General features: G+C 64.0%; 12 protein-coding genes. 9 read left to right on the top strand and 3 right to left on the bottom strand.

The genetic code is table 11. The features are described 5' to 3' along the window. Nucleotides 1-140: 140 nt before the first annotated feature. Together mutS and ABOA88_RS15630 are read right to left on the bottom strand one after the other, a co-directional pair. A complete protein-coding gene (gene mutS / locus ABOA88_RS15635) occupies nt 141-2,711 on the bottom strand; it encodes a DNA mismatch repair protein MutS (RefSeq protein ID WP_367851428.1) in 2,571 nt (856 codons plus the stop codon). A gap of 154 nt (nt 2,712-2,865) precedes the next feature. Then, the gene (locus ABOA88_RS15630) at nt 2,866-3,666 is read right to left on the bottom strand and encodes a phytanoyl-CoA dioxygenase family protein (RefSeq protein WP_367851427.1); all 801 of its coding nucleotides are present in this window, start codon (nt 3,664-3,666) and stop codon (nt 2,866-2,868) included. A gap of 235 nt (nt 3,667-3,901) precedes the next feature. Here ABOA88_RS15630 and ABOA88_RS15625 point away from each other — a divergent pair, with 235 nt between their 5' ends. Beyond that, entirely contained in the window at nt 3,902-5,287 is a 1,386-nt protein-coding gene (locus ABOA88_RS15625; RefSeq protein ID WP_274092728.1) for an amino acid permease, read from the top strand. Nucleotide 5,288: 1 nt separating this feature from the next. Here ABOA88_RS15625 and ABOA88_RS15620 read toward each other — a convergent pair whose 3' ends face one another. Next, complete coding sequence (locus ABOA88_RS15620; RefSeq protein ID WP_367851426.1) at nt 5,289-6,185, bottom strand: LysR substrate-binding domain-containing protein; 897 nt, start codon at nt 6,183-6,185, stop codon at nt 5,289-5,291. Between the two features lie 138 nt (nt 6,186-6,323). Between ABOA88_RS15620 and ABOA88_RS15615 the strand changes: the two genes are divergently transcribed. From ABOA88_RS15615 to ABOA88_RS15580, 8 genes are all read left to right on the top strand, one after another. Continuing rightward, nucleotides 6,324-7,070 (top strand): LexA family transcriptional regulator, encoded by a 747-nt coding sequence (locus ABOA88_RS15615; RefSeq protein WP_196167576.1) that lies wholly within the window; start codon nt 6,324-6,326, stop codon nt 7,068-7,070. A gap of 462 nt (nt 7,071-7,532) precedes the next feature. Further along, on the top strand, nt 7,533-7,871 hold the full coding sequence (locus ABOA88_RS15610) for a phage holin family protein (protein ID WP_196167575.1): 339 nt from the start codon (nt 7,533-7,535) through the stop codon (nt 7,869-7,871). 11 nt (nt 7,872-7,882) lie between these two features. Continuing rightward, entirely contained in the window at nt 7,883-8,380 is a 498-nt protein-coding gene (locus ABOA88_RS15605; RefSeq protein ID WP_196167574.1) for a hypothetical protein, read from the top strand. Next, nucleotides 8,377-8,934 carry a phage baseplate assembly protein V gene (locus ABOA88_RS15600; RefSeq protein WP_196167573.1) on the top strand — a complete coding sequence of 186 codons (558 nt, stop codon included), beginning with the start codon at nt 8,377-8,379 and terminating at the stop codon, nt 8,932-8,934. The genes ABOA88_RS15605 and ABOA88_RS15600 overlap by 4 nt, the downstream gene beginning before the upstream one ends. A 243-nt stretch (nt 8,935-9,177) precedes the next feature. Next, on the top strand, nt 9,178-9,504 hold the full coding sequence (locus ABOA88_RS15595) for a GPW/gp25 family protein (RefSeq protein ID WP_196167572.1): 327 nt from the start codon (nt 9,178-9,180) through the stop codon (nt 9,502-9,504). Beyond that, the gene (locus ABOA88_RS15590) at nt 9,501-10,382 is read left to right on the top strand and encodes a baseplate J/gp47 family protein (protein ID WP_367851425.1); all 882 of its coding nucleotides are present in this window, start codon (nt 9,501-9,503) and stop codon (nt 10,380-10,382) included. Before ABOA88_RS15595 ends, ABOA88_RS15590 begins: the two co-directional genes overlap by 4 nt. A gap of 1 nt (nt 10,383) precedes the next feature. Then, on the top strand, nt 10,384-10,995 hold the full coding sequence (locus tag ABOA88_RS15585) for a phage tail protein I (RefSeq protein ID WP_196167570.1): 612 nt from the start codon (nt 10,384-10,386) through the stop codon (nt 10,993-10,995). After that, the gene (locus ABOA88_RS15580) at nt 10,988-13,915 is read left to right on the top strand and encodes a phage tail-collar fiber domain-containing protein (protein ID WP_367851424.1); all 2,928 of its coding nucleotides are present in this window, start codon (nt 10,988-10,990) and stop codon (nt 13,913-13,915) included. The genes ABOA88_RS15585 and ABOA88_RS15580 overlap by 8 nt, the downstream gene beginning before the upstream one ends. Nucleotides 13,916-13,922: the final 7 nt, after the last annotated feature.

Below are 13,922 nucleotides of genomic sequence, written 5' to 3'. Positions count from 1 at the left end.
TTCTAATTCTCTCCTCAGGCGACGGCGGCGGCCCTTCCTCATCAGGGCCGCGCGGTTTACAGGCATTGGCTGCAGGCCAGGCTAATAACCTGCAGCACCAGCAAACCGCGGCGGATTCTACCAGTTTGTAGTGGGCGCCGTTATAACAGGTTTTTCAGTTGATATAGCGTTTCGATAGCTTGGCGCGGCGTCATGTTGTCCAGGTCCAGCTTGCCCAGCTTCTCGATGGCCGGATGTGGCAGGCTGGCGAACAGGTCGCTTTGATGCGGCACTTGCGGCTCACCCTTGGCGGCCTGGATCGGTTGCTCATGGGGCAGGCTGGTGGTTTCCAGGCGACCCAGGTGTTCGCGGGCACGCTGGATCACTGGGGAGGGCACGCCGGCCAACTGCGCCACGGCCAGGCCGTAGCTCTGGCTGGCAGGGCCCGGCAGGACGTGGTGCAGGAAGACGATCCGCTCGTTGTGCTCGGTGGCGTTCAGGTGCACGTTGGCCACCAGCGGCTCGCTCTCCGGCAGCACGGTCAATTCGAAGTAATGCGTGGCGAACAGGGTATAGGCACGCAGTTGGGCCAGACGTTCGGCCGCAGCCCAGGCCAGGGAAAGACCGTCGAAGGTGCTGGTGCCACGGCCCACTTCGTCCATCAGCACCAGGCTGCGGTCGGTGGCGTTGTGCAGGATATTCGCGGTTTCGCTCATCTCGACCATGAAGGTCGAGCGGCCGCCGGCCAGGTCGTCGCTGGATCCGATGCGGGTGAAGATGCGGTCGACCAGCGACAGCTCGCAGCGCGCCGCCGGCACGAAGCTGCCAATGTGCGCCATCAGCACGATCAACGCGGTCTGGCGCATGTAGGTGGATTTACCACCCATGTTCGGGCCGGTGATGATCAGCATGCGTGTGCTGTTGTCCAGCGCCAAGTCGTTGGCCACGAACGGCGTGGTCAGTACCTGTTCGACGACCGGGTGGCGACCTTGTTCGATGCGCAGGCACGGCTCGTCGACGAAGCTTGGGCAGTTCATGTCCAGGTTCAGGGCGCGTTCGGCCAGATTGCTCAGCACGTCCAGCTCGGCCAGGGCGGCGGCGCTGTCCTGCAGCGGTGCCAGATGGCCGATCAAGGTCTCGAGCAAGGCGTCATAGAGCATCTTTTCCCGGGCCAGGGCGCGGCTCTTGGCCGACAGCGCTTTGTCCTCGAAGGCCTTGAGTTCGGGCGTGATGAAACGCTCGGCGCCTTTCAAGGTCTGGCGCCGAATGTAATCGGCTGGCGCCTGCTCGGCTTGCTTGGTCGGCAGCTCGATGAAGTAGCCGTGCACGCGGTTGTAGCCGACCTTGAGGTTGGCCAGGCCTGTGCGGGCCTTCTCACGGGCTTCCAGATCGATCAGGAACTGGCCGGCGTTCTCGCTCATGGCCAGCAGCTCGTCCAGCTCGGTGTCGTAGCCGGTCTTGAGCACGCCGCCGTCGCGGATCACCGCCGGCGGGTTGTCGAGAATTGCCCGTTCCAGCAGGCTGGCGAGCTCCGGGTAGGTGCCGGCGATGGCGGCCAGGCGCGCCAAGTGCGGCGCTTCGAGCTCGGCCATGGCGTTCTGCAGTTCGGGCAGGGCGCCGAGGGCATCGCGCAGGCGCGCGAGATCTCGCGGGCGGGCGTTACGCAGGCCGATGCGGGCGAGGATCCGCTCGATATCGCCGATTTCCTTGAGCTGCGGCTGCAGCTTCTCGAAGCGGTAGCCGTCGAGCAGGCAGCGGATCGAGTCCTGGCGAGCCTTGAGCACCTTGAGGTCGCGCAGCGGGCGGTTCAGCCAACGGGTCAGCAGGCGGCTGGCCATGGCGGTCTGGCAACGGTCGATCACCGATTGCAGGGTGTTGTCGCGCCCCCCGGCCAGGTTAATGTCCAGCTCCAGGTTGCGCCGGCTGGCGCCATCCAGGATCACGGTGTCATCCATGCGCTCATGACGCAGGCTACGCAGGTGAGGCAGGGTGGTGCGTTGGGTTTCCTTCGCGTAGGTCAGCAGGCAGCCGGCGGCGCCGATGGCCAGGGTCAGCTTGTCGCAGCCAAAGCCTTTGAGATCCTGGGTCGCGAATTGCTGGCACAGGCTCTTGCGCGCCGAGTCACGGTCGAAATCCCAGGGGGCGCGGCGACGGCAGCCCGGGCGTTTCTCGGCCGGCAGGCCCTGGGGCCAGTCGTCGGGGATCAACAGTTCCACCGGGTTGATGCGCTCGAGTTCGGCCAGGAGGTTTTCCCAGCCTTTAATCTCCTGCACGGTGAAGTTGCCGCTGGTGATGTCGAGCACGGCCAGGCCGAACAGACGCTCGTCACCGAGCAGCGCGGCGATCAGGTTGTCGCGGCGCTCGTCGAGCAGCGCTTCGTCGCTGACCGTGCCGGGGGTGATGATCCGCACCACCTGGCGTTCCACCGGGCCCTTGCTGGTGGCCGGGTCGCCGATCTGCTCGCAGATCACCACCGACTCGCCCAGCTTGACCAGCTTGGCCAGGTAGCCTTCCAGCGAGTGGAAGGGGATCCCGCACATGGGGATCGACTGGCCGGCGGACTGGCCACGGGCGGTCAGGGTGATATCCAGCAGTTTGGCGGCTTTCTTCGCATCTTCGTAGAAGATCTCGTAGAAATCGCCCATGCGGTAGAACATCAGCTGGTCTGGGTGCTGGTTTTTCAGCTTCCAGTACTGCTGCATCATTGGTGTGTGTGCGGAAAGGTCAGACATTCAAGGCCTTGAAGCTGTCTCAGACAAAATGCGAAACGCCCAAGTCTACAGGTTCTTGTCAGCCGGGCACAGGCCGCTTTGGCCACTTCGGCCTCGTTGAAAGCGCTCAAGCCCCGCGTAGCAAGGCGCGGGGCTTGAGCGTGTCAGGTAGGGTTCAGCGGCGCTGCCAGACCACCGGGAACCAGTCCTCGCGCATGCGTTCGCCGTCGCTCAAATTGATCCCAGGGAAGGGCGGCGAGGTGCGCCCCGGGCGCTGCACGTAGCGTACGTCATCGCCCAAGAAACGCGTGGAAAAGGTGCGGCGTCGGTTCGTGCCTGTGTTGCCGGCGGCGCCATGCACGGTGCGAAAATCGAAGACGATGGCATCGCCAGGTTCCATTTCCGGGGAGAGGATCTGGTACTCGCCGTTCTCCACGTCCGGCATGTCCATGAACAGGTTCTGCCCGTCGGCGTCGGTGGCACCATAGAAGTCCTGGTTGCTGGCCCAACGCTTGGGGCGCACAGGCTTGGGCCAAAGGTGCGAGCCGAGCACCACGCTCAAGGTGTTGTGGCGGGTAACCGGGTCCAGCGGGATCCAGTAACTGGCGGTCTGCAGGCCCTGGACACAGTAGTAGGGCAGGTCCTGGTGCCAAGGGGTGGGCTTGGCGGTTCCGGGCTCCTTCACCAGGATGTGGTCGTGGAACACCTGTACCTGCTGCGAGCCCATCAACTCGCCGGCAAGCCCAGCGGCCGGCGAGTTCAGTACGAAGTCGGTGAACGCCGGGATGCGCTGCCAGTTGCAATAGTCCTCGAAGAATCGGCCGCTCTCGCCGGAGCCGACGTTCTCGATAGCGAATGCGCTGGGTTCGGCCAGGTTCTGCTCGAAGCCTTCGCGCAGACGTTCGATCCAGTCCTTGAACACGCCGCGCAGGATCACCGCGCCGTCTCGTTGGAAATCTTCGATATGGGGATTCATGGGGCAGCCCTCTCGTTGTTGTTGTCGTGGCACCAGCATCGGGTGCCGCCGAGGGCCGGGTAAATCACAGAATTCCTATTCGCCACTATAGCTATTCTGTATGCCCCACCTTGTTGTCTTGCCCTCTGATTGGCTGGTTAATAGCCCTGCGCCCTGCGGTTTCCGGGCCTTGCGAGAACCCTTCAACGGCAGCGTGACTGCCGGCCAAGAACAAGAACAATGAGGAGTCCCTGGGATGAACGACCACAACAATTTGCGACGGGGCTTGAGTACCCGGCATATCCGCTTCATGGCGCTGGGATCGGCGATCGGCACCGGGCTGTTCTACGGCTCGGCGTCGGCGATCAAGCTGGCCGGGCCGTCGGTGCTGCTGGCCTACCTGATCGGCGGCGCGGCTATCTACATGATGATGCGTGCCCTCGGTGAAATGGCGGTGCGCAACCCGGTGTCCGGTTCCTTCGGGCAGTACACCAGCCAATACCTGGGGCGCTACCTGGGCTTTCTGACAGGCTGGAGCTATGCCTTCTCCATGCTGGTGGTGTGCCTTGCGGACGTCACGGCATTCGGGGTGTACATGGGCTTGTGGTTCCCCGACACACCGCGCTGGATCTGGGTATTGGGGATCGTCTGTTTCATTGGCGCGCTAAACCTGTGCAGCGTAAAGGTGTTCGGCGAGATGGAGTTCTGGCTCTCATTGCTCAAGGTCACCGCGATCATCGCGATGATCGCGGCCGGGGGCGCGGTGCTGCTGTTCGGCATCCAGCTGGGTAACGGCGCCGAGACGGTCACGGGGCTGTCCAACCTGTGGAGCCATGGCGGGTTCTTCCCCAATGGGGTCGGCGGCATGATCGCTTCCTTCACGGTGGTGATGTTCGCCTTCGGCGGCGTCGAAATGATCGGTATCACCGCCGGCGAAGCCAAGGACCCCAAGCGCGTGCTGCCCAAGGCGATCAACTCGGTGCCGCTGCGTATCCTGCTGTTCTATGTGCTCACGCTGGTGGTGCTGATGGCCATTTACCCTTGGACCAACATCGGCAGCCAGGGCAGCCCGTTCGTGCAGATTTTCAGTGGCCTGGGCATCGATTCGGCGGCAACCTTGCTCAACATCGTGGTGATTTCAGCGGCGGTTTCTGCGATCAACAGCGATATCTTCAGTGCCGGGCGCATGATGTACGGCATGGCCCAGAACGGCCAGGCGCCGGTCGGCTTCTCCCGCTTGTCGCGCTTCGGGGTGCCTTGGATGACCGTGCTGGTGATGGGCGTCGCACTGTTGCTGGGCGTGGTGCTGAACTACCTGGCGCCGGAGAACCTCTTCCTGATCCTCGCCGCCGTGGTGACCTTTTCGATCGTCTGGGTGTGGTTGATGATCCTGCTGTCCCAAGTGGCCATGCGCCGCGGCATGAGCCGCGAGGAAATCGCCGCGCTGGACTTCCCGGTGCCGCTGTGGCCCGTCGGGCCGGCCCTGGCGATCGTATTCATGTTGTTCATCTTCGGCGTGCTGGGCTGGTTCCCGGATACCCGCACCGCAATGTACGTCGGCCTTGGCTGGTTGGCCCTGCTGTCGGTCGGCTACTGGTTGTGGGTGGCGCGCCAGCCACGCCCGGCGCCGGTCAACGCCTGAGCTAGACGGAAAACAGCTCGCTGGCCCAGCGCAGGAATGCCTGGGCCGCAGGGGAGGGGCGCATGGCGCTCGATTGTGCCAGCACCACCGACTGCGGGCTGACCGCTTCACGCAGAGGCCGGCACGCCAGTGGCCGGCCATCGTAGCTCTGGTCGCCCGCAGGCCGTGTGCACGAGAGCGCCACGCCATAGCCATGGGCGACCAGCCCGCGTTGCATCTCGAAGGTCTGGGTCAGTTGCTGGGCGCGTGGCTGCAGGTCGTGGGCCCAGAACAGCGAGAGGAAATACTCGCGGGTCCGCGCGATGTCTTCGAGGATCAGGCACTCCTCGGCCAGGTCGGCCAACGACACCTGCTCCTGGCGGGCCAAGGGATGGTCCGCCGGCAACAGGGCATAGGGCGCCACCTGCGCCAGAACCCGGCGCTCGATCTGTGGGTCCAGGCCCACGTCATAAGTCAGCGCCAATTCTGCCTTGCCCTCATTCAGACGACGGTTGACCCCGGCAAGGTCGGTTTCGAACAAGGTGATGGCGACTTCCGGGTGGCGCTGGCGAAAGCCACTGAGCAGGCGCGGCGCGTACCACGGGCCCAGGTCCTGGAAGCAGATCAGGCTGAGGTTGCCGCGCAGCACTTCCGGCTCATCCCCCGCACTGCGTATGCCGGCCGCCATGGCCAGGATCTCGCGTGCCTGCTCCAGTAGTTGCCGCCCCGCCGGGCTCAGCTCCAGGCCCCGGCTGGCCTGACGCAGGAACAGTTTTTCGCCCAGGATGGCCTCGAGCTGCGAGATCGCCAGCGACATCGAGGGCTGGGAGATGTGCTTGGCTCGCGCCGCGGCGCTGACGCTGCCCTGTTCGGCGGTGGCGACGAAGTACTCGAGCTGGCGAAAGGTAAAGCCGATCATTGTTGTCTTGAACTCGCTATCGCGGGGAGTCTTCCCGCGGTGTAGGGCTCATGAGAGTACAAGGAAATCCCCACGGTCGGGCGATGGTATAAGAGAAAGCACGTGCACGGATTGCATTTGCGCTGCGGCACATCCATTATGCACGGTATGCAAAAACGCAACGTAGCCACCGTACTCAAAGCACTGCTCGACCGCCACGGCCTGTCACCGACGGAGCTGCACCGGCGCACGGGCGTTCCCCAATCCACGTTGTCGCGCATCCTCAGCGAGAAGATCGTCGACCCGTCCGACAAGCATGTGTCGAAGATCGCCGAGTACTTCGGCGTCAGTACCGACCAACTGCGTGGCCGCGTCGAGCTGGGCGAGTCCCGCGAGGCGGCGCAGCCGGCCCATGGCCATGCGGACCTGAGCGACATCAGCCTGTGGGACGACGAAACCCCCGTCGAGGATGACGAGGTGTCCGTTCCTTTTCTTCGAGAGGTCGAGTTGGCAGCAGGATCAGGAAGATTCGTCATCGAGGAAAGCGAGAAGGCCCGCCTGCGCTTCGGCAAGCGCAGCCTGCGCCACAACGGCGTGCAGTTCGACCAGGCCAAGTGTGTGACCGTGCGCGGCAACAGCATGTTGCCGGTATTGCGTGATGGCGCGACGGTTGGGGTCAACACGGGCAAGTGCTCCATCGGCGACATCATCGATGGCGACCTCTACGCCATCAACCACAACGGCCAGTTGCGCGTGAAGCAGGTCTACCGCCTGCCCACCGGTATTCGCCTGCGCAGCTTCAATCGCGATGAACACCCTGACGAGGACTACAGCTTCCAGCAGATGCAGGAAGAGCAGATCAGCCTGTTGGGCCATGTGTTCTGGTGGGGCATGTACGCCCGCTGAGGCGACTCCCCCTGCAAAAACCCGCTCCGGCGGGTTTTTTTTCGTCTGCAGAAAATCCCTACAAGCCTCGTCGCGCATAGCTCTCATGCATTTCAGCAAATTTTATTCGGCAGAAATATGAATTAATGCATTGACTGGATATGCATCAGTGCATAATCTGTATCTCAAGCCGGTCGACACCGGTTGTTACACAGGCAGCGATGAACAGGCCTCGACTGTTCAGAGGGTTGGCAACTGGCCCGGGTGTGCAGCGTAAAGCACCACGATCAGTTATCCGGCGGGCAGGTGGCCGCGGTCGGAGACACCAATTTGAAGCGGAACCGCCAGGCGTCACCAGACGTGGCCGGTGGTTCGACAACGCATTACTGAAAAGCCTGGCAGCCCGGGCTTTTTGGAATGCCGAGTTCATACACAACCGATCCGCCGGTAGCACCGGCGGGCATTCAAACAGGAGACAGGACAGTGACGAACGAGCAACAGACGTTGCTGGAGATACCGCTCTGGCTGGTGATCGTCCTGGCATTGCTGGGCGGCCTGAGCGGTGAGATGTGGCGTGCCGACAAGGCTGGGGCGCGGGGGTGGTCGCTGGTGCGCCGGCTGGCGTTGCGATCCGGGGCTTGCATGGTCTGCGGGGTCTCGACGGTGATGCTGCTGTATGCCAGCGGCATGTCGATCTGGAGCGCCAGCGCTTTTGGCTGCCTGACTGCCATGGCAGGCGCCGATGTGGCCATCGGGCTCTACGAGCGCTGGGCGGCCAAACGCCTGGGGTTGCGTGATGTGTCCCAGGCCGATGAGCGATAGGAGGCGTTGAAATGAGCGAACTGGCCACTTTGCATGCGGCCCTGACCGCAACGATTCGTGAGGCGATTCCTGAACTTGCGTCAGTCGATATCGCTTCTGATGTCGACAGCAGCACCGTCCTGCCGTCGCTGCGCCATGGGATCGTGCGCATGACTGCGGACGCCGCGCCCCGGGATGGGCGCTCGGTGCTGGTCACCACCTTCGAGGCGGATATCACCCCTGACCTCGGCAACCCCGATGCGCGCCTGCAAGGGAGCCTGCTGGCCGCACAACTGATGGACCTGCTGCGCCAGCAACATTGGGGCCTGGATTTTGTCGAGGCCAGCCGCGACGCGCTGGCGCAGTTCGAGGGCGGGCACTGGATTGTCCGTTGGGAGCAGCCGGTGCTGTTGGGCGAGCCCCAGTGGCACTGGCCGGACCAACCGCCAGGGACGCTGATGGTTGGTATCGACCCCGATACCGGGCCTGGCAACGAAGCGGGATACATCGCCCCGGAGGACCTTGCATGAGCTACGCCAGTGCAATGCACGACCGCATGCTGGCCGCTTTGGTGATCCCGTGCCGCGTGGTGGCGGTGGATCTTGCCGCCGCCCGCGTGCGGGTGTCCGATGGCACCTGGACCAGCGCCTGGCTGCGCTGGCATGCCCTGGCCGCGGGCAAGGCGCGTCACTGGCGGGCACCGAGCCTGGGCGAGCAGGGCGTACTGGTCAATCCCAGTGGCGAACCGGCCCAGGGCACCTTCGTGCCAGGGCTGTACGGCAATGCCGGCAGCGCGCCGGACAACCGCGACCATGTGGAGGTGTGGCGGTTCGAGGATGGCGGTTCGCTGGCCTACGACTGGCAGGCCAAGCGCTACGACATCCACCTGCCCGCCGGCAACGCCAGCATCAAGGTTGGCGCCAGCACCCTGCGCGTCAGCGAGGGTGCCATCGAACTCGACGCCACGGCCATCACCCTGACCGGCCAGGTCGCCATCAACGGGCCGCTGACCGTCAGCGGCGACATCAACGGCGGCGGCCGGATCATCGACACCGCTGGCAACACCGCCAATCACAAGCACTGACCGAGGCCCGCGGTAATGCTGGCGCTGGAAAGCGGATTTTCTGCTTCGTGGCGTCTGCTTCGCGGGTAAACCCACTCCGACAGATTCCGCTGGGCCATCAGGAATACCGCACGGCCTGTGGGAGCGGGTTAGCCCACGAACAGGCGCTCCGCGCAGGTATTGCCGTTTCGGGCTCTTTGCTACCAGGAGACTCTTAATGCGATTCCACCAACGGACCTCGCACCTAGCAATAGGAGGCGCACCATGATCGGCATGGACCGCCGCACCGGCCAACCTTTGGCCGGCATCGCCCACCTTCGCCAGTCCATCGAGGACATCCTTTCCACCCCACTCGGCAGCCGACGCATGCGCCCCGAATACGGCAGCCAGTTGCGTCGCTACGTCGATCTGCCCGTCAACGACGGCTGGAAGAGCGCCGTGCAGGCCGAAGTCGCTCGCGCCCTCGGGCGGTGGGAGCCGCGCCTGAAGCTTGAGCGGGTACGTGTGCTGTCGGTGCTCGACGGCCAGGTCAACCTCGCCCTCAGCGGCCGTTACCTGGGTGATGACGCTCTGGTGGAGGTGAGTGTATGAGCCAGGTGGACCTGTCGAAACTCCCTGCGCCTCAGTTGCTCGAAGACCTCGACTACGAGGCGCTGTACCAGGCCGACCTGGAGGCTTTCCGCGCCCAGATGGGCGACGGCTGGACCGCCCAGCTGGAAAGCGACCCGGTGACCAAGCTGCTGGAGGTCGGGACCTACCGCAAGCTACTCAACCGCGCCCGTATCAACGACGCGGCCAAGGCGCTGTTGCTGGCCTACGCCCAAGGGAGCGACCTCGACCAACTGGCGGCCAACGTCAACCTCCAGCGCCTGGTGGTCCAGGCCGAGGACCTGCAGGCGGTGCCGCCGCTGGCGCAGGTGCTGGAAGCCGACGACGCCCTGCGCGAGCGGGTGCAACTGGTCTATGAAGGCCTGACCACGGCCGGCCCGCGCAACAGCTACATCCTGCATGCCCGCAACGCTTCGGGGCTGGTCGCTGACGCGACCGCCGAAAGCCCGGCGCCGGCAGAGGTGGTGGTGACGGTGCTGGCATTGGATGGCAATGGCGCAGCCCCGCCAGCATTGCTGGACGTGGTGCGCCAGTACCTCAACGATGACGACATACGTCCCGTGGCGGACCGGTTGACGGTGCAGTCCGCGCAGATCCTGCCGTACCGCATCGACGCGGTGGTGCACATGGCCGGCACCGGACCTGAGAACGAGGCGTTGTTGGTCGAGTGCGAGCGACGCCTGGCCGCCTGGATCAACCCACGGCGCAGGCTTGGGATGGAGGTTTCCCGTTCTGGCGTCGACGCCCAGTTGCACATCAACGGGGTGAGCCGCGTGGAACTGGCGGACTGGGTCGACATTCGCCCGAGCAAAGCCCAGGCCGCCTGGTGCGAAGGGTTCACCGTGGTGCGGGGGGACTGACATGACAGGCCTTCTGCCGATCAACAGCACGGCGTTGGAGCGCGCGCTCGATGGCACCAGCGCCGAGGACCTCAAGCCTGCCCTGCGCACGCTCTACAACCCCGACACCTGCCCGCCGCACCTGTTGTACCAGCTGGCCTGGGCCTGGTCGGTCGACCGCTGGGACGACAGCTGGAGCGAGGCGATCAAGCGCTCGGTGATCCGCGCGGCGTTTTCCGTCCATGCCCACAAAGGCACCGTCGGTGCGCTACGTCGGGTGGTCGAGCCGTTTGGCTATCTGATCGAAATCAACGAATGGTTCGAGCTGGAGCCGCCCGGTACGCCGGGCACCTTCGCGCTCAAGGTCGGGGTCGCTGACGAAGGTATCAGCGAGCAGACGTATCAGGAGCTGACGCATCTGATCGACGACGCCAAACCCGTCAGCCGGCACCTGCTGGCCCTGGATATCAGTCTTGAAACCCTCATTCCGGCCTATCAGGCCGTTTCCGTGATCGATGGCGAGGTGATGGAGGTGTACCCGTGGGAGGCGTCGGATATCGACGTGTACCTGGGCAGCTTCCACCTTGTGAACGAGCACATTACAGACACACTGGATGTTTATCTCAATGGCTAACTCAACCACGCAATTTGGTGGGTTCCTGACCAACATCGGGATTGCCCAGCAGGCCAACAGCGCTGCGCTGGGCGTACCGTGGAACATTACCCACATGCTCATCGGGGACGCAGGTGGCGACCCCTCCGAATCACCAGAGCCCACGCCGAAGCCGACACAGACAGCCCTGGTGCGCCAGGTGCTACGGGCGCAACTCAATGCCTTGTACCCCTCGCCAGCCGACCCGGCCGTGCTGGTCGCCGAACTGGTACTGCCACCGGAAGTCGGCGGTTGGTGGATTCGAGAGCTGGCCCTGGAGGACGCCAACGGCAACTTCGTCGCCGTGGCCAAACCCGCGCCCAGCTACAAGCCGCTGCTGGCCCAGGGCTCGGGGCGCACGCAGACGATCCGCATGCATGTGGTGTTCGGCAACGTCGCGAACATCAACCTGAAGATCGACCCCAGCATCGTGCTGGCCACCCGCGAGTACGTGGATAAGGCCCGGGAGGCGGCCGAGCTGTACACCCGCAACCAGCTCAAGGCCCACACCGACGCGGCGAACCCGCACCCGCAGTACTTGCTGCGCTCTGCGGTCGCCAAGGACTCCGGCCCCTTGGCCTGGCTGGGCGATGCGACCGGCACGGCCAACGCCCTGACTCTGGCGCTCAAGAGCGCAGAGTCCACGCTGACGGCCTACGCGGCGGGGCAGCGTTTCCAGTTCAAGGCGACAGCCAACAACACCGGCCCGGTCACGGCCAAGATTGGCGGCCTGGCTGCCGTGGCGGTGAAGAAGTCCGAGGGCGCTGGTCTGGTGGATTTGGTGGGCGGCGACATTCGGGCGGGCGCGCTGTACGACCTGAACTTTGACGGCACCTATTTCCAGCTGGGGGGCGGTGTCGGCGGTGGCAAGGCGTTCGAGCGCTTCTCGTTCGAGGCCTCGGTGGCACAGGCCGTGTTCCCGGCTCGCCACACAGTCGGCAGCATCATCGTGCTGCGCAATGGGCGTGAAGTCACTGACTACGTGTCCGACGGCGAAACAGTGACGCTCACCACGCCATGTGAAATGGGCGACTCGGTGCAGATCCTGGCCTTCAGCTCGTTCAAGACTACCGACACCTATACCAAGGCCGAGCTGCAAGCCCTGTTGCTCACGGCCAGCGCCTTGCCGGTAGGCGGCATTCTACCTTTCCCGCGTGGGGTGGTGCCGGCTGGCTACCTCGAGCTTGATGGCAGCGTGCAGAAGATCGCGACGTTCCCCGACCTGGCTGCCTACCTGGCGGGGGCTTTCAACAAGGGCGACGAACCTGCCGGCTACTTCCGTCTGCCTGATGGTCGCGGCGAGTTCCTGCGTGGGTGGGACCATGGGCGAGGGGTGGATGCTGGGCGGGCGATTGGTTCGTTCCAGAAGGGTAGCCTCCAATCCTTCGACCCCAATCGGGCGAGTTACAGCGTCACCGGCCTGACCCATACAGGTGACGACATTGGGATTCTTGCAAAGCACGGCTTAGATCCTGCTGCGCTTGCTGACTATCCCCAATCTCAAGTTGTTAACTATGACAATACAAGCATTACTCCAATCAACGTCGCGGGAGGTGTAACTCGCCCGCGCAACTTGGCCGTCATGTGGTGCATCAAAGCCTGGAACGCTCCCGTAAACCAAGGCCAGATCGATATTGGCGCGCTGGTCGAGGAGCTGACGGCCCTGCGTTCGTCCACGCCTGTGGGCGCCATCCTGCCGTTCCCGAAAGCCCAAGTGCCAGCGGGTTACTTGGAGCTGGACGGGAGCGTGCAGAGCGCAGCTGCGTACCCTGATCTGGCGGCCTACCTGGGCACCACCTTTAACAAGGGCGACGAGCCTGCCGGTTACTTCCGCCTGCCTGACTCGCGTGGCGAGTTCCTGCGTGGCTGGGACCATGGGCGTGGCATTGATGTCGGGCGGGTGCTGGGCAGTTGGCAGGCAGGTCAAATAGAGAGTCACGACCACCTGACGTATTCGGTTGACAAGTACTCATCTCCGGCGACGCTTGGGTCTTCGGGCGCGGTTTCACCCCACAGCACAGGGACTGCCTCCGGCATACGAACGGGTATGGCCGGCGGCAGTGAAACCCGTCCGCGCAACCTGGCGGTGATGTGGTGCATCAAGGCCTGGAACGCGCCCGTGAATCAGGGAAACATCGACATTGCCGCTCTTGCAGCGCAAGTCGCTGTGGCGGTGCCGAAAAACTACCGGTCCGGCTTCGATATGGCGGTAAATGCGGGGTCGCCGACCACAACTATCGACGTGGCCCCAGGCATCACTCGCGGCTCGGGCAGTCCGGTTGAGCTGGTCGCGACCACGAGCGGCGTTTTGCAGGCGAGCGGAGCCTGGTCGGCAGGTTCTGGGGGGAACAAGCTCGATGCCGGCGTTCGCCAGGCGAACAGTTGGTATCACCTCTTTGTCCTTCGGCGGATCTTGGGTGGCGAGGCTGACCTGCTTTTCTCGCTGAGTCGGAATGCCCCGGTGGTGCCGGCCGGCTATGAGCTGGTGCGTCGCCTCGGGTCGATTCGCACCGATGCCAGCGGCAACATCCTGCCGTTCATCAATAAGGGCCGGCACTTCATCTGGCACACACCGCCACTTGATGTCGCGATTACGTCAAGTGCTGTGAATGGGGTGTACACAATCAGCGTGCCACCTGGCGCACCGGTGATGGCGCGGCTTGGCATCTTCACGTCAGGTGGGGATTCCTACTCGTCCTACATGTCGCCTGATACCGCACCCATTCTTCCAGGGTTCACCAGCTACGTGGGCGGGAACGTGGTGAGCACCGGGACGGCGGGTGACTACGGGGCAAGTGAATCTCAGGTGATGACGAACGACGCGGCTGCCGCTCGCTTCTCGACGGGTGCAATAACAGCGTCTTCGTTCCGCGTTGTGACCTACGGCTGGGAAGAATTGTAAGGAGGAG

Source organism: Pseudomonas sp. PKS, assembly GCF_051913525.1.
In the GTDB taxonomy this organism is placed as follows: Bacteria; Pseudomonadota; Gammaproteobacteria; order Pseudomonadales; family Pseudomonadaceae; genus Aquipseudomonas; species Aquipseudomonas guariconensis_D.
The sequence above is the reverse complement of the archived record's forward strand: the minus strand, read 5'-3'. Positions and strand labels throughout refer to the sequence as shown.